Here is a 16639-nt window from a genome sequence, read left to right as displayed (position 1 = left end):
ATCAGGTGATGCTGCAGCGCGCCTTGCACGGCACCCAGTCGCGCAGGGTCAGCGAGCGAACCAGCTGCCCCTCGTCCACGGCCAGTTGCAGTTGCACATTTTCAGCCTGGGTTGCGTATGCCTCATCACTGAGGGCGCCCGCATCGTGTTCCTCGGATAACGCATTCAAGCGCACGTCATGGGGCTCCCTCAGGACTCTGAACTCATCGTCATAATGGTTGCGAATAAAGGCCTGCCAGAATTCGCGGCCCAGCAGCGACTGTACGAGCTTCTTGGAGTTGTCCAGTTTTTCTATTGTGATGGCGGCATTATTCAGGATCTGCGGCGCTACCTGTCCCGTTGCGAGGTAGCGGGCATCGTTGGGCTGACCGGGCAGGCCGAGGCGGCGGGCCAGGCCCATGCGATAGGCCAGGCGAATTTCAATATCTTCCAGTTTTTCCAGGGCGGCGACTTTTTGTTCAGGGGTCATGGTCGACGTGCGAATCATGCCTTCTCGAACCCGAATGTCTGCGCTGGCTAATTTTTCCACCTCGTCCAGGCGAAAAAGACCTTTGGCCAACGTGTAGAGTGCCGGTCCCGCCTCGCCATCGGCGGCATAGCGCGTGGCTTGCCACGTCAGCACCTTGGTCTCCATGTCACTGAACACCAGGGCCGACCGATCGCCGCAGCGCGGGTCACCCGCCAGGTTGAACAGCTCTTCACGCAAGCCATCGTCCCGGGCCGCATAGAGTAATTGCCACAGGCGCGATTGCAGGTCGGTATAGCGGCTGCGGTACTCCGCCGATTCTTTGAGGTTGTCGAGGATGTCGAGGAAGATCTGCGAACTGGGTTTCTCGGCAATCGACTCCCACAGGCTGCGTCGTACGTCGATTTCCTCGGGTGACAGACCATCCATCCAGTGCTGGTATGCCGGCTCCGGTGTGTCGTCCACGATCTGTTCTTGAGGCGCGTGAACCTCGACTGTAGCGGGCTGTGGCGCCCGATAACGCATCGCGCCGGGCTGCCGGCCCGCTGCTGCCTCGCGGTGGAGCAAGGTTGCATTGCTCCAATACTCGACCAACTGCCTGCGGGCTTCGGTGCTCAGCGGGTTGCCGTCGATAAAGGTGACGTTGTTGACGTAGATGAATGCCTCGGCCTCCTCGGGCAGCGGGTTGACCAGGGACTCGGGCAACTGCGTGATGCGGTTCTGCGCCAGGTTAACGATGTCCAACGCCTGATGTGGCCCCAAGCCCTGCGGCCACTCGGTGATCCCGGTGTTTTTCAAATTCACCCTACGCAGGTTCGGCAGGGTTGCGAAGTTGGGGGTACGCGCCAGGGGGTTGCGGCTCAGATTGATGATCTTGAGTGAGGTGAGCCCCTCCAGCAGGTCCACGTCGGCCTCGCTCAGGGAAAGTTGGTTGCTCCTGAGGTCCAGGCGGGTAAGCCGAGTCATCCGGGCAACGCTGGGCGGGATTGAACGCAACTCTCCGTACGACAGGTCGAGCCAACGGGTGTGACTGAAGTGGCCGAGAAACTCATCCAGGCCGTATACGGATTGCATGTCCTGAAGCTTGATTGACCCAATGTGGCTGAAATCTGCTTCCAGCGCAGGCAAGTCGCCGACTCTCAAGCCGAGTGCTTCAAGGGTGTAGCCGGCGGGAGAACCATCTTGGGCCAGCACTTTGGGAGTCATGCGCCGCCAGCACGCCTTGAGGTCTCGAGCGAATTGCTGGCGATGGTTGGCATCCCCTGCACGCAGGTTTTCGCTGTCGGCAGCCACCAGGAACCGTTGTGTGGCCCAGGCGTTCAGTTGGGTGCTCAAGGTTTGCCACTCGCCTTCCAGGCGCGTCAGTTCAGCCGGCGCCCCGTCGCCTGCGTGCAATACGAATTGCTCGTTTTCCTCCTCGCTGTAGCCGGGAAACAGGTCCCTTATCCGCCGCATTTCGTCGGTGTGGCTCAAGGGTACTTCGAAGGCGCCAGGCTGGCCGCCGTTGCGCCAGCCCGGGCGAGTTTGTGCCAGGCGAGCGATGTACGCCCGCATCTGCTGATTGGCTTGCGGGGTGAATGGGTTGTCACGCAGGCGGGTCATGCGGTTGAGACGGATGCTGGCTTCCACGTTTTCGGGGGCTGGGTTGAGCAGGCTGTCGGGCACCGCGCTCAGGTGATTGCCGGACAGGTCGACTTCTCTCAGCTCCGGCAGTTCCAGCAGGCCTGTGGGCCACTGATTGATCCGGGTGTCACGCAGCTCCAGCTTGCGCAGTCGTAGCAGCGGGCTGAAATCCGGCAGGGTGCCCAAGGGGTTGTCGTTCAGGCACAGTTCTTCCAGGCGGCTCAGGCCGGCCAGTTGGCCGGCGCTGATTTCGCTCAGGCGGATGGCATTTTTCGACAGGTCCAGGTGCGTCAGCGCCTTCATGGCCGTGATTGCTTCGGGCAGTTCGGTCAGCGTATGGCGTCCGATACCGCCGACTTGTTTGAGGGTCAAACGTTTCAGATTGGGGAAGTTGCCAAGGAACTGCCCGGGGCCGTCGGTGAAGCTCACGTAGTCGAGAACCAACTCCTCGACATGGGCAAAATCGGCGTTGAGTTTGGGCAGGTTCACCTGGGCGCTGATTTCCAGTCGGCGCCCGGTGTATCCCCCGGCACGGTCCACGGTCTGTCGGCGCCAGCAGTCTCTTAACGCATCGGCCACTGACTGCTCCCGGCCTCCCGGGTTTACCTCAAATGGACGCCGGCTCGTATCTTCTCGGGCACTGCGTTTCACCCAGTCCTTGAGTGCGCGTTTGAGGGCGGCGTATTGGTCTTCCCGGCGCGTCAATTCAGTGCGCACATCGCTCCCGAGGGTCTCGATGAAGGCTGTGGCCTGCTCGTCGCTGAACCCAGGATACAGCTTGCGCACCCGCGTATGGGTGCTGCGCAATTGAGTAAGTTTGTGCAGCGGGGAGCCGCCCCGCAGGCGCAGGTCTCCTGCCAAGGGTTTGCGCAGCAGCGGGTATTCCAGCAGCACCGAGCGCAGCTCGTCCCGGGCCAATGGCGTTTGCCGCACCCGTTGCTTCAAGGTGCCGGCGTCCCGTGCGGCTTCGCCAAGTGCTCGACGCTGGCCCTGTTCAAGACGTGCCAGAACGGCGCCATACAGGTCGGTGGCGCCGAACGCTCCGTCTTCACCCATCGCCAGCATCAGCGGCGGTGCGTCGGCCTCTGGACCGACGGCGTCGATCAGTGGCCCCTGTTCGCTGCCCAAGCGGATTTCCACCCGCAGGCTCGGGTCCCAACCCGGCAAGCTGGGCAGGGTATGCAGGGCCAAGCGCAGGCTGTCCTGGCTCTGCAGGGTGTCGAGGAACAAGCCTTCATAGGCCCGCGCAATGCGTACTTGCTGCTGGCTTTCGCGCGCCAGGGCGGTGAGCCTTGGTGACAACTGCTGATGGCCACTCAGCGCAGTTAAATCCGCGTCCATGGCGGTTTCCAGCAACTGCCTGGCAACCTCCGCCGGCAGGCCGGAAAACCTGTCCATGAGCTGCTGTACCGGGGGCGAGCGAGTCAGGTTATGGGCGCGGTAATCTGCGTCGAACAGCGAGGTCCGACTGTCCCGGGCAGCCTGGGCAACTTCGCGGCGCCACAGCATCGTCTGTTCGTCCAGCACCCGGGGAGTCGGGTCGAGGACCGCCGGATAGGTCAAGCCTCGGTGCGCCACCACGCGCTCGGTGATCGCCGGGTCGGCCAGCGCATAATCCAGCGGGTCGTCACTGCCCATCTTCTCGATAAACGTCTCGATCCGCTGATGGATGCCAAAGCGCGCCAGGCTGTCACTCAACAGGGCGGGCGGCGGTTGCAGGTCCACATGCAGTTGGCGCAGTTGATCGGCGCGAGTGCCACTGGCCAGGCGTGCCTGTTCCAGTTGTGCGTCGCTCAAGCCCCGTGTGCGATAACCCAGGCGGCGCATCAGCGCCGGGCCGTCCCAGGTCAGCGGTTCTTCGCCTTCATGCAGCCAGGCACCTGCGCCGTTATGCGCCACCTGCGGGGCATAAGCGTCGGAGCGTGTGGGGTGTTGTATGCGATAGGTGTCGCCGTCGGGCTCGGGTTTGACGGCATACAGTTGATCGTCGAGGGGCAGCAGCGGCTGCTGGTCGTGGCTGTGCAAGCCCAGGTCGTCAAACGCGGCGTCCTTGGGCAATACGACGGGGCTGCGATAAGGGGCCAGGTCGGGCTTCCACAGCCGTAGCTCGCCACCTGGCAAACGCACCGGCTTGAGCCCTTGTACCAACGCGGGTGTAGGCGGTGCAGCGAGCTTTTGCAGGCCTTTCCCTGCGCCGGCCAGCAGCGCCATGGCGGCCAGGTTTTGCGCGACGTCGAACCAGTGAGCCTTGGCCGTGTCACGGTCGCCTTCGCCCCAGTCGATCACGCCTTCGAAGGTTTCGTAGAGCAATTGGCCCGCCATGGCGGCCAGCATGATTTCGCCGAGCACCGGGACGAACGCCAGTCCCAGGCCGAGCACGGTAGCGCCGGCCTCCAGCCAACGGGCGATTTTTTGCCCGCGCACCCGGGCGTCGACATCGGCGGTGGGCACTGCCTGGTCGCGCGCATCGCCGAGGGCCTTGTCGCGGCCATGCTCAAACAGGTTGGCCCAAAGGTCGACGTTGTCAGCCCACAGGCCCTGTCTTGAGACCACCATCAGGTACAGGTCGGGAGCGCCCGTCTTCACCACCCTGCAGCCGGCTTTCGGGGGCGGAAGCGACTGGGGCATGACCGTCGTAGTCAATACCGGGAAGGCCAGTTGCAGCATCGTCTGGGTCACCGGCGAACGCGCTACCGCGTCGACGGCGGCGGTGGAGTCCGCAGCGGGTTCGGTAAACCGGTTGAAGAACGCCGGCTTGTCATGCTCATTGAGAAACTGGCTGAAAAAATGCTGGTAGCTCGTGGGCGTCGGGCGGTTGTTATTGCCGGATTCGCTTGGCGCTTTGTCGCGCGCCACCCACTGGCGGTTCAGTTCGGTTTTCAGCGCATCAAGGCTGTTGTAGCGCTTGAGCGGGTGCTCCGGATCGTGGGGCAGGTAGACGATGAAGTCGGTGGCATAGCGATATTTTTCCACCGGTGTAAACACCACGCTCCCCATGAGCGCGCGGTCCATCACGCTCAGGCAACTGAACCACACCGGCTTGCCGCCCAGCGTCGGGTTGCGTTCGCCGTCGACCACCTTGAGCACCATGGTGAAGTCATCCGGGAGAATGTCCTGCTTGAGCAGCGCCAGGTACGCCGCAGCCCTGAGGGCATCCTTCTGGCTGGTGATCACGGCGTCGCGCAACCGGGTGGCGGCCGTCTCGTCGGTGGGCAGTAATGTTTCCTTGAGGTGCGCCTGGTAGCGGGCACCCACGTCCAGCGTACGGCACAGCCTGATAAAGGCGGGTACGGTCAGCGCCGGGCTGATCCTGGGAGAGGCGCCTTCCCGGTCCGGGTATTGGGTGAACCCGGAGGCAGGATCGAATGCGCCGTCTTCACCTTCACTGGCTTCAAAGTTATGCAGGGCAGCCTGCACCAGCGACACCTCCAGTACTTTGTATTCGCCGGCCTTGATCCCCAGGGTGCCGAGCCTCAGCGGCTCATACAAACGAAGAGAGGTGCCTTCGACATCCACGGTGAGGTTGAATTGTTCTTTCAGCGCGCCGTTGAGCAGGCCTATGGCGAAGGGCTTGAGTGCCTGGACGTTGGCCAGGTGTTTATCCACCGCGTGTTGGGATTTGAAACTGGTTTCATTGAACCCCTTCAAGGTTCTTCGCTGCAGCGGCGACAAGCTGTCCATCCACTGCGCCTGTTCGAGCCTGGCCTGTTTCAACGCTTCTATGCGGTGGGCCGGCGCCTGTACCAGCCAGTCCGGAATGGCCTGGCGAATGAACGCACTGTTGTCGTCGGAAGATGAGAGGGGAGTAACGGAGGGGGCATCCTGCATGGGGGCATTCCTTTGGGTAAGCAAAGGAAAAAGGCTACTGAAAACCGCTGTGGATTAATAAGTCGAAAAGCCGCTGGATAGCACGCAATAGTTAACGCATCGGCCCCGGATTACCTATGGATCGACGACTTAATTACCCCATGGAAATCCCCCCCGTGTGCATCAAGCCTGCCAGTGCTTTTTGAGTGTTCGTCCATGGGGGGCAATCCGTTCAAATAGCTACCGCCGAGTGCCGGGGGCGACTGATTAAGGTCATTGCCTTAATTTCCCTATCGGTACTCGTTTATGCCAGCACCTCAAGCCTCCACCTCGCTCCTGCCGGGCGGCGAAGGGCGTCACTATGCACAGATCAAAGCCGCCATCCCCGAAAGCCTGGTCAGCGCATCTCCTGCCCTGCGTGCAGCCATCACGCAGGCCAAGCCAGAGATCCCCGCCTGGTATGCGGCCACCACCCCGGCACAGAAGGCTGCGCTGCAAAACCTGTTGGAGGCGAGCATCAAGTCTCACACTGCACTGGAGCAAGCGACCGGCAAGGTGCAAGAGGTCAACGCCTTCGCCCGGCCATTGCTTGAAGCCGCGTTGAAGGCCGCCGGGTTTGAGCTGGACGTCAACCAGGTGCATCTGCGCCTCTATGTACCGGTCGAAGGACTAGCGACAGGCTACCGGACCAAGACTTTGTCCCTGTTGCAAGCGGCCTTGAACAATTTTGAAGCGCGCGAGACCCGCGCCGGGTTCTTCGACAGTGCTTCAGGCTTTATCACCGCTCCCGGCGCGGATGGCCGTTTCGAGCGCCATACCACGACCCTGACGATCGAGACCTTCGCCCGGTTATGCCGCGACCTGGACCTGGGCAGGCTGTACCAGGAACACCTCACCACCTACCTGCTGCCCGTGCAAACCGTGTCCAGGAACCTGCTGCGTGAACGCTTTATCACCCGGCAAAAGGACGCCTTCAGAGCCGCCGCCTACGTGGCGTTGCTCAAAGGTGATATTCGCAGCGACGACTACGCGCTACTGCTGCGCATCGCCAATGGCGAGCGACGCATCAAGCACGAAGGCAAGCAGGTCTGGCACCGCTGGCCCAGTATCATGGAACTGCAAATGCACGGCTGCCTCATGATCGACCCGAGCGTGGAGCATGGGTATGGCACCTGGCTTATCGTCTACATCCCCGACCACCCCGAGCACCCCATCAAGCGCTACAAAACCTTTGCCGACTATGCAGAGGAAACGACCCGTGAGCTGACCGCTTACAGGCCAGAGGACTATTGGGACAGCAGGGGGGTTCAGGTCACGGCCCACCAACAGTTTTTCTCACGGTTCATCGGGAAAAAATACCTGGCTTACTACTACGGGCGGTTCACCGAGAAACGCGTCGATGAACCGCAAAGGCGCGTGGCCCTGGGCCCTGATCCAGCGTGGCGACAGTACTACGCAAGAAAATCCCTTACCGAACTCCAGGCGATCAACGCCGTCATAAAGTCCCCGCGACATATCAGCCGCACGCCGCAGGACCAGCCAAACCTGAACCTCAACGCCCACCCGATCAAGGGGCTGTGGATCGACGTCGACCCTTGGGACGAGCTGTACGCCGACATGCGCAAGCGCGCACTCGACGATGGGTTGAGCATGGCGATACCCACCGCTCACACCGACGCGGCTGGCCACGACCGGCGGATGGCGCATCTGATGAACATCGGCCTGTTCACCTTGAACCTGGTGTCGATGTTCATTCCGCCCTTGGGTGCACTGATGGCGGTGGTCACGGCCGGGCAACTGCTGTACGAAGTGCTGGAGGGCGTGGTTGAACTCGGCCAGGGTGACCGCGAGGCCGGCTGGGCGCATATCGCTGACGTGCTGGAAAATCTCGCGCAACTGGCGGTGGGCGGCGCTGCGTTGCATATCAGCCTGTCGCCGTTTATCGAAGGACTCAAGGCGGTCAGGCTGCCGTCGGGCAAGGCCCGCTTGTGGAAGCCGGACCTTGCGCCCTATGCGCAGGACATCCGACTGCCGGCAGGCTCGGTTCCCGACCAGGCGGGACTACATACCGTCAATGGGCGCCAGGTCGTGTCGGTGGACGGCAATCGCTACGCCGTGACCGCGCAAGACGAACCGGGCGTGTACCGGGTCCAGCACCCCAGCAGGCCCGAGGCGTATGAGCCTCAGATCGTCAACAACGGTTCTGGCGCCTGGACCCATGAGGCCGATGAGCCCCTGACGTGGCAAGGTGCTCCGCTGATGCGGCGACTGAGCCATGTAATGGAAGGCCTGAGCGATACGCAGTTGGAGCAGGTGCGCAAGATCAGTGACACCGATGAAAGCGTGCTGCGCCGGCTGTACGTGGAAAGCGAGCCGACGCCGGCAATCACACTCGACACGGCGGTGCGCATGCGGGCTTACGGGCGTGCCGAAAGCTTGAGTGGGCAGATCCTTGCGGGGTCGATGTCGATGGACCTGGGTAGCTACGCCGCGTCGTTGATGGTGGAAATGACCGGCTGGCCGCCCGGCAGGACCATCGAAGTATTTGACGGCCAGGGCACCAGCAGGACGGCTGCCCTGTATGGCCAACCTCATGCGCCCGGGACGGAACTGATCAGCATCAGCCGCATAGACCTGTTCGGCGGCAAGCTGCCGGCGTTGATCGTCGAGAGTTTGCCCGAGGAGCAGCTTAAAAACCTGCTCGGCCAACACATGCCTTACGGGGCCGCGCTGCGTAGCCAGGCGTTGCAGGAACGGCTGGGGATCTATGCCAAACAGTCCCTGCGGCGGGTGTTCGACAGCCTTTACCTCGGGCGGTCATCGCCTGGCAGCGCCGAACTGCAACTGTTCGCGCGCGACTTCAAAAGCCTGCCACCGGTCATGGTCGAGGAACTGCTGGAAGGTGCCAGCCCCTCGCAGCGGGCGAGCCTGGTCAACAATCGCAAGATTCCCCTGGAGCTGGCGCAGCAAGCGCGCCGGCAACTTGGGCATCTGCGTCTGGCCCGGGCGTACGAAGGGCTTTATCTGGACGAGTTGGCCAATGTCGACACCGAAGCGCTGGCGCTCAACACGCTGGAGCGCCTTCCTGGCTGGCGAAACGACTTGCGCATTGAGGTTCGCGAAGGCTCCCTGGCCGGAAGCCTGCGTGCCGGCTATGGCCCACCCGAGTCCGCGCACCGCAAGGTATTGGTGCACAGGGGCGATGGACGCTACGAGGCGTTTGACGCACGAGGGCAAAGCCTGCATGTCGTCGACAATCTGTACGGCGCCTTGCAACATGCCCTGCCAGACACCCACCGCCAGTCTCTGGGATTGCCAGGCATTGGGCAGGGGCCGGAGTTAAGAGGCAAAATCCAGGAACATGCCCTGTCGCGCGGTGCCTTGCGCAAGGTGCTGCAGATGCAACCCGCCCAACCGTTCTTCAAACCGCTATCGCAGTTGTCGGGCGGCAGGCGTGGGTACCCCTTGAGCGGGCGCGGCGGGTGGGCGTTTGAGCGGAGCCTGCAGGCACGCATTCGCAACTTGTACCCGGACATCACCGCCAACGAAATTGCCGAGTTGAGACCTCTTGGCGACCCACTCGATCTCACCTGGGTACAGGAACTCGAAAGCGAATTCAGCAACCTGACTCAGACGTTGCGAACCTGGCAGATTAGCGCTCGCGCAGGCGCGTCGACCAGTGGCCAGGCGGCAGATCGGATTTATCGGGCCAGGGGCCGGATCGTCAAGGCCATTGAGGCGGCCTGGCGCAGAACCGGGCTGCGGGATATCGACGGCAATGGTCGATACCTCGGCCAGGCCATCAAGTGGGATGGGGTCGAATTGCGCCAGCAGTTGCGCACCCTGCCGCCATTGCCGGCCGACTTTGATCACGTCAGTAAGCTGACCCTGCGCAGCATGGCCTTGACCAGTGACGACGTCGACGGGTTTGTTTCCAACTTTCGCAGCCTGCGCAGCTTGTCCGTGCAAGCCTGCCGGTTGACGCGGCTGCCGCCGGCCATTGCCGCCATGCCGCACCTGACCGAGTTGTATCTGGGAGGCAATGAAATAGTCCTGAGTCAGGAGAGCGTCATGGTCTTGGGCAAACTGAAACAGCTCAAGGAGCTGTCGCTTGAAAGCAATCCATTGGGTCTGGCGCCGGACGTGAGTCGCATGCCTGATTTGCGCCAGCTGTGGCTGGCTGAAACAGATTTGGAGGAGTGGCCTGCCAGCGTGTTTCGCCTGCCGCGCCCACGGAATTTCATTCTGGATTTGCGTGAGAACGCGCTTATCCGCGTACCGGTATTTGCGCCGGGTTCTGATAACGCCCGGATCATCGCGCGCACGACGCTCTCCCGAGAGCTACTGAGTACTAAAGCCGTGAGCGATTTCAGGTTATATATCGAGGCAGCCGGTAATGATCCGGATCGTCAGCTTCCACCCAAAGGCCGGGCCGATAGCAAACTCTGGAAAACGGGATTGACCGACGAGGAATGGGAATCCAAGCAGCAATTGTGGCAAAGGCTGGAGGATGCCTTCGGTTCTGAAGCTTTTTTCAACGAAATTCGCTACCTGTCCAAATCAGGGGATGCCGTAGTCGAGGGCAAGCGCTACCTGCCGGAGCTGACTGCGAAAGTATGGCGCATGCTGGAGGCCATGGGCGAAGACGCCGAGTTGCGAGAGGAGCTGTTCCGCATGGCACAGTTCCCCACGGCTTGCGTGGATGCGGGGGCGCAGTTGTTCAATGCCATGGGGGTTGAAGTGTTGTTGCGCTCGGCCTATGCCAATGAAGACGCGAATGCGGTGAGAAGCAGCGTGCTCAAGTTGGCCAGGGGCAAGTGGCGATTGGAGGAGTTGGGGCGGATCGCTCATGCGCGCGTGGCACAATTGATCAGTCAAGGCGCCAGGTATACGGAGTATGACCAGGAGGGCATGTTGGTCTCTCATTACGACAACGCAGGCAATGAGATCCCGCCTATTGATGAGGTCGAGATCTACCTGGCTTACACCTCCCAGCTATCCTCTCGCCTGGACTTGCCGTGGCAGGCCAGAACCATGCTGTACCGCGAAGAGTATGTGACGCCGGCCATGGTAGAGGCGGCGTACGAGCAGGTGACAGCGCTGGACCAGGGTGAGCAGTTGCGCAAGAACCTGATCGAGCAGCCGATGTGGAAGGAGTTTCTGGAGCGGGCCCACAAGGTGGAATACTTGAGAATCTTCCGGAAATCTGACGCGTTGCTCGACTACGAGGACGCGCAAGCGCAATGGGCCAGGGATGGCGGCTTGTCTGCCGAGGCCAAGAAGGACCTGAGCGACACCATCGCCAGGACCGCCGATATCCTCGGTCGGCCGCGCGGTAACAGCCTGCCGGGAACCGTCATGAGTCGGGCTGAATACGACACTTCGCTTGCCAGCATCACCAGCGAACTCAACTCATTGAACACGACACTGACCGACCAGGCGATCAGTGCCGTATTTGGGGCTTAGAACAAGAAGTACCGCTGCGCCATCGGCAACACATCCGCAGGCTCACACCACAGCAATACTCCATCGGCCTTGACCTGGTAGGTCTGCGGGTCAACCTCGATATCCGGCAGGTAATCGTTGTGGATCAAGTCGGTTTTCTGCACCGCGCGGCAACCCTTGACCACGGCGATCTGCTTCTTCAACCCCAACTGCTCCGGCAGGCCTGCCGCCAACGCCGCCTGGCTGATAAAGGTCAGGCTGGTGGCGTGCAGCGAGCTGCCGAAGCTGGCGAACATCGGGCGGTAGTGCACCGGTTGCGGCGTCGGGATCGAGGCGTTGGCGTCGCCCATGAGGCTTGAGGCAATCGCGCCGCCCTTGAGAATCAGCGTCGGCTTGATCCCGAAAAACGCCGGGCGCCACAGCACCAGGTCGGCCCACTTGCCCACTTCAATCGAGCCCACTTCGTGGCTGATGCCGTGGGTAATCGCCGGGTTGATGGTGTACTTGGCGATGTAGCGTTTGGCGCGGAAGTTGTCATTGCCTTCGCCGTCGCCAGGCAATCGCCCGCGCTGTTTTTTCATCTTGTCGGCGGTCTGCCAGGTACGTGTGATCACCTCGCCAACCCGCCCCATGGCCTGGCTGTCGGAGCTGATCATCGAGAAAGCGCCGAGGTCATGAAGGATGTCTTCGGCGGCAATCGTTTCGCGGCGGATGCGGCTTTCGGCAAAGGCCACGTCTTCGGCAATGCTCGGGTCCAGGTGATGGCACACCATCAACATGTCCAGGTGTTCGTCGATGGTGTTGCGGGTGAACGGCCGGGTCGGGTTGGTGGAGCTGGGCAGCACGTTGGGGAAGCCACAGGCCTTGATGATGTCTGGCGCGTGACCGCCACCGGCACCTTCGGTGTGGTAGGTGTGGATGGTGCGGCCCTTGAAGGCGGCGAGGGTGGTTTCGACAAAGCCGGATTCGTTGAGGGTGTCGCTGTGGATCGCCACCTGTACGTCGTACTCGTCGGCGACGCTCAGGCAGTTGTCGATGCTCGCCGGCGTGGTGCCCCAGTCCTCGTGCAGCTTCAAGCCAATGGCACCGGCCTTCACTTGTTCGATCAACGGCTCCGGCAGGCTGGCGTTGCCCTTGCCGGTGAAGCCGATGTTCATCGGGAACGAGTCGGAGGCCTGGAGCATGCGCGCCAGGTGCCATGGGCCGGAGGTGCAGGTGGTGGCGTTGGTGCCGGTGGCCGGCCCGGTGCCGCCGCCGATCATGGTGGTGACGCCGCTGGTCAGTGCTTCTTCGATTTGCTGTGGGCAAATGAAGTGGATGTGGGTGTCGATGCCGCCGGCGGTGAGGATCATGCCCTCACCGGCAATCACTTCGGTGCTGGCGCCGACGCAGATGGTCACGCCGGGCTGGATGTCCGGGTTGCCGGCCTTGCCGATGGCAGCGATGCGGCCGTTTTTCAGGCCGACGTCAGCCTTGACGATGCCCCAGTGGTCGATGATCAGCGCGTTGGTGATCAGGGTGTCGACCACCTCATGGGCGAGCAGTTGGCTCTGGCCCTGGCCATCACGGATCACCTTGCCGCCGCCGAACTTCACTTCTTCGCCGTAGACGGTGAAGTCCTGTTCGACTTCGACGAACAGCTCGGTGTCGGCCAGGCGGACCTTGTCACCCACGGTGGGGCCGTACATGTCGGCGTAGGCTTGTCTGGAAATCTTCATGTGTTTAGTTCCTGATCGTTCCCACGCTCTGCGTGGGAATGTCGCCCTGGACGCTCTGCGTCCGCTCTTGAAGGTCGTGACGCGGAGCGTCACAGGATGCATGCCCACGCAGAGCGTGGGAACGATCATTAATCCAGGTCGCCCATGATGCGCCCGGCAAACCCGAACACCCGGCGTTTGCCACTCAGCTCAACCAGTTCCACTTCACGACTCTGCCCTGGCTCAAAGCGCACGGCGGTGCCGGCCGGGATGTTCAGGCGCATGCCACGGCTGGCGGCACGGTCGAACGTCAGTGCGTCGTTGGTCTCGAAAAAGTGATAGTGGGAACCAACCTGGATCGGCCGGTCGCCGCTGTTGGCTACGCTCAGGGTGGCGGTGCGCCGGCCCACGTTGAGTTCGATGTCGCCAGGCTGGATCTGAAATTCGCCAGGAATCATGCAGGTTGCCCCAGGGTCTTGAAGTAGATGGCGGTCGGGGTGTAGCGCCCGTCCGGGCTTTGGCAGTAGTTGGGCAATTCACCGATCTTGGTATAACGCAGCGACTGGTAGAAGGCTTCGGCGCCGGAGCCGGCTTCGGTGTCCAGGTACAGCAGCCCGCGTTTGTACTGGCGGGCGCTCAGTTCCAGGGCGTTCATCAGTTGCTGGCCAAGGCCACGGCGCCGGGCCTCGCTGTGCACCAGCAGCTTCTGCACTTCGGCGCGGTTCAGGCCGTTGGCTTTCATGCACAGCGCCAATTGCACGCTGGCGATGACGTGTTCATCACGCACCACCACCCACAGCAGCAGGCTGCCATCGTTAAGACTGGCCTGCACGCCGTTGAGATAAGTGCCGGCCTGGGCTTCATCGAAGTCGGCCATGAAACCCACCGATGCGCCGTGCTTCACGGCGTCCAGCAACAGCTCAATCAAACCCGGGCGGTAATGGGCAAAACTTTCGGCATTGACTCGACGCAGTTGGGCGTTCATCAGTGTCACTCCTTGGGCGGCATAGCGCCTGGGTTGAGCGTCAGTTGCATGAAGGTCAGGTCCAGCCAGCGCCCGAACTTGGTGCCGACCTGGGGCATCTGCCCGGTGGTGATGAAACCCAGGCGCTCATGCAGGCGGATCGAGGCCTGGTTGCCGCTTTCGATGGCGGCGACCATCACGTGTTTGTCGCAGGTTTTCGCCCGCTCGATCAGCACCTGCATCAACTGTGGGCCGAGGCCTTTGCCGCGCTGGTCGTTGCGCACGTACACCGAGTGTTCGACGGTGTGGCGAAAGCCCTCAAAGGGCCGCCAGTCACCGAACGAGGCATAGCCGATGACCTGCTCGTCTTCGACGGCCACCAGGACCGGATAAAACTGCGACTGACGAGCGCTGAACCAGGCCTGGCGGTTGCCCAGGTCTACCGGTTGTTCGTTCCAGATCGCCGTGGTGTTGAGCACCGCGTCGTTGTAGATATCGCGAATCCCTGGCAAATCGGCGTGCACCGCATCACGAATCAAAAAGGACATGGTCGGGCCTCAGGCGATGGGTTGGTGGACGGTGACCAGCTTGGTGCCGTCGGGGAAGGTGGCTTCCACCTGGATGTCCGGGATCATTTCCGGGATGCCTTCCATCACCTGTTCGCGGGTGAGCAGGGTGGTGCCGAAGTGCATCAGCTCGGCGACGGTGCGGCCATCGCGGGCGCCTTCCATCAGCGCGGCGGAGATGTAGGCGATGGTTTCCGGGTAGTTGAGCTTCACACCGCGCGCCAACCGTCGCTCGGCTACCAGGCCGGCGGTGAAGATCAGCAGTTTGTCTTTTTCCCGTGGGGTCAGGTCCATCGTTCAAGGTCCACTATGAAATACATTCGTAAAAACACCGGAGATCCAATGTGGGAGCGGGCTTGCTCGCGAATGCGGTGTGTCAGTGAATGCATCTTTGCCTGACCCACTGCATTCGCGAGCAAGCCCGCTCCCACATTTTTAATCTTCATGTGCTCCAGATTCTCGGTGATACAGCCTCGCGGCCCAGCACGGCCGGGCGCAGCAGGCGCCACAGTGCGATCAGCCAGGCTCGCGCCAGCAGCGCTTCACTGGCCAGGCAGCGGGCCACCAGCAGGCCGGGCAATTGGGTCAGGTCGCCGCGTACCGGGTGGGGCAGGGAGCGACATTGCTCGAGCAGTTCAGGGTCGAATTCGCCGGTCACCAGCAAGGTCGCAAACACCGGTTGCCCGTCCAGCCCGATGGGTGAGTCGAGCAAACCGTCGGCGCCCACAATGCGCTGGCGCTCATGCCAAATCAACTGGCCGTCGCGGCGGATATCCAGGTGCGACTGGAAGTGCCCGAGGTCGAAACGCTCGCCGCTGGCGGGGCGCCCGAGGGCGACCACGTCCCAGTAAAACAGCCGGGCATCGCCTTGCAGGTCGATGCGGGTGGTGAGTTCGGCCTGGGCGGCGCTGAACACGATGGTCTCCTGCGGCAGCCATTCCAGCGTCGCGCCCGCCTCAACCGTCAGCTCCAGTTTCTGATACGCCGGCCCGCCGGCGCGGTACCACTTGGCCGCGCCGGGGCTGGTCAGTTGCGCCCACGCACCTTCGGCGACATGGGCGCTGATATCGAGACGATCACCGCCGGCAATCCCGCCCGGCGGGTGCACGATGATGTGCTGGCACACCTCGGGGCCTTCGGCGTACAGATGCTTTTGCACCCGCAGCGGGCCGAGGTGGCGGCGCATCACTGGGCGCGTGGTGTCGCCGAAACGCGCGTAGCCGAGTTCCAGCTTGGCGTGCCAACTTGGGGTGAACAGCGCGGTGGGGGCAGGTAGGGTCATGGTCAGTGCTTATCGTTAGGACGCTACAGATTAGATCGTAACGAGCCCGCGCACACCCTCGCTTTCCATATTTTCTCCACGCCCCTGCTGGACGATTTCGCCCCGGGACATCACCAGGTACTGGTCGGCCAGTTCCGCGGCAAAATCATAGAACTGCTCCACCAGCAGAATCGCCATGTCGCCGCGTGCCGCGAGCTTCTTGATCACCGCGCCGATCTCCTTGATCACCGACGGCTGGATGCCTTCGGTGGGTTCATCGAGGATCAGCAGGCGCGGGCGGCTGGCCAGGGCCCGACCGATAGCCAGCTGCTGTTGCTGGCCGCCGGACAAGTCACCACCCCGGCGTTGCTTCATTTGCAGCAGCACCGGGAACAGCTCGTAGATGAAGGCGGGCACTTCCTTGGCTTCGGAGCCGGGGAAGCGTGACAGGCCCATCAGCAGGTTTTCTTCCACTGTCAGGCGGCCAAAAATCTCCCGGCCCTGGGGCACGTAAGCGATACCGGCGTGCACCCGCTGGTGCGGCTTGAAGCCGGTAATGGCGCGGCCTTCCCAGTTCACCGCACCTTCCTTGGCCGGCAGCAAACCCATCAGGCACTTGAGCAAGGTGGTCTTGCCCACGCCGTTGCGGCCCAGCAGGCAGGTGACTTCGCCGACTTTTACCTCAAAGGAAAGCCCGCGCAGGATGTGGCTACCGCCGTAGTACTGGTGCAGCTTGTCGACTTGCAGCATGTTCAGTTCCCCTTAATGATCGTTCCCACGCTCTGCGTGGGAATGCCGCAATGGACGCTC

The 16639-nt window shown here is 62.2% G+C and carries 9 protein-coding genes; 1 reads left to right on the top strand and 8 read right to left on the bottom strand.

What is annotated here, in order from left to right; all coding sequences use genetic code 11:
- Position 1: 1 nt before the first annotated feature.
- On the bottom strand, positions 2-5917 hold the full coding sequence (locus HX801_RS18340; RefSeq protein WP_177022486.1) for an NEL-type E3 ubiquitin ligase domain-containing protein: 5916 nt from the start codon (positions 5915-5917) through the stop codon (positions 2-4).
- A gap of 285 nt (positions 5918-6202) precedes the next feature.
- Between HX801_RS18340 and HX801_RS18335 the strand changes: the two genes are divergently transcribed.
- Complete coding sequence (locus HX801_RS18335) at positions 6203-11362, top strand: dermonecrotic toxin domain-containing protein (RefSeq protein WP_177022485.1); 5160 nt, start codon at positions 6203-6205, stop codon at positions 11360-11362.
- Here HX801_RS18335 and ureC read toward each other — a convergent pair.
- The 7 genes from ureC to urtE all read right to left on the bottom strand — a co-directional run bounded on the left by ureC (position 11359) and on the right by urtE (position 16579).
- Entirely contained in the window at positions 11359-13059 is a 1701-nt protein-coding gene (gene ureC, locus HX801_RS18330; protein WP_003217391.1) for an urease subunit alpha, read from the bottom strand. The genes HX801_RS18335 and ureC overlap by 4 nt on opposite strands.
- Positions 13060-13187: 128 nt before the next feature.
- Positions 13188-13496, bottom strand: coding sequence for an urease subunit beta (locus HX801_RS18325; RefSeq protein WP_003217389.1), 309 nt, complete (start codon positions 13494-13496; stop codon positions 13188-13190).
- On the bottom strand, positions 13493-14023 hold the full coding sequence (locus tag HX801_RS18320; protein ID WP_177036419.1) for a GNAT family N-acetyltransferase: 531 nt from the start codon (positions 14021-14023) through the stop codon (positions 13493-13495). The genes HX801_RS18325 and HX801_RS18320 overlap by 4 nt, the downstream gene beginning before the upstream one ends.
- 5 nt (positions 14024-14028) lie before the next feature.
- Positions 14029-14550 (bottom strand): GNAT family N-acetyltransferase, encoded by a 522-nt coding sequence (locus HX801_RS18315; RefSeq protein ID WP_177022484.1) that lies wholly within the window; start codon positions 14548-14550, stop codon positions 14029-14031.
- 9 nt (positions 14551-14559) lie between these two features.
- On the bottom strand, positions 14560-14862 hold the full coding sequence (ureA, locus tag HX801_RS18310; protein WP_003217383.1) for an urease subunit gamma: 303 nt from the start codon (positions 14860-14862) through the stop codon (positions 14560-14562).
- A 148-nt stretch (positions 14863-15010) separates the two neighbouring features.
- A complete protein-coding gene (locus tag HX801_RS18305; protein ID WP_177022483.1) occupies positions 15011-15850 on the bottom strand; it encodes an urease accessory protein UreD in 840 nt (279 codons plus the stop codon).
- A gap of 30 nt (positions 15851-15880) precedes the next feature.
- A complete protein-coding gene (urtE, locus tag HX801_RS18300; RefSeq protein ID WP_003217380.1) occupies positions 15881-16579 on the bottom strand; it encodes an urea ABC transporter ATP-binding subunit UrtE in 699 nt (232 codons plus the stop codon).
- Positions 16580-16639: the final 60 nt, after the last annotated feature.

Source organism: Pseudomonas sp. G1002 (genome assembly GCF_013385455.1).
Taxonomy (GTDB): domain Bacteria; phylum Pseudomonadota; class Gammaproteobacteria; order Pseudomonadales; family Pseudomonadaceae; genus Aquipseudomonas.
Note: the sequence above shows the minus strand (reverse complement) of the source record. Positions and strands in the feature narration are given on the sequence as shown.

Bases quoted from the DNA above. Each gene is read 5' to 3' on its own strand.
- HX801_RS18340 (WP_177022486.1), bottom strand. From the start codon at position 5,917: ATGCAGGATGCCCCCTCCGTTACTCCCCTCTCATCTTCCGACGACAAC.
- HX801_RS18335 (WP_177022485.1), top strand. From the start codon at position 6,203: ATGCCAGCACCTCAAGCCTCCACCTCGCTCCTGCCGGGCGGCGAAGGG.
- ureC (WP_003217391.1), bottom strand. From the start codon at position 13,059: ATGAAGATTTCCAGACAAGCCTACGCCGACATGTACGGCCCCACCGTG.
- HX801_RS18325 (WP_003217389.1), bottom strand. From the start codon at position 13,496: ATGATTCCTGGCGAATTTCAGATCCAGCCTGGCGACATCGAACTCAAC.
- HX801_RS18320 (WP_177036419.1), bottom strand. From the start codon at position 14,023: ATGAACGCCCAACTGCGTCGAGTCAATGCCGAAAGTTTTGCCCATTAC.
- HX801_RS18315 (WP_177022484.1), bottom strand. From the start codon at position 14,550: ATGTCCTTTTTGATTCGTGATGCGGTGCACGCCGATTTGCCAGGGATT.
- ureA (WP_003217383.1), bottom strand. From the start codon at position 14,862: ATGGACCTGACCCCACGGGAAAAAGACAAACTGCTGATCTTCACCGCC.
- HX801_RS18305 (WP_177022483.1), bottom strand. From the start codon at position 15,850: ATGACCCTACCTGCCCCCACCGCGCTGTTCACCCCAAGTTGGCACGCC.
- urtE (WP_003217380.1), bottom strand. From the start codon at position 16,579: ATGCTGCAAGTCGACAAGCTGCACCAGTACTACGGCGGTAGCCACATC.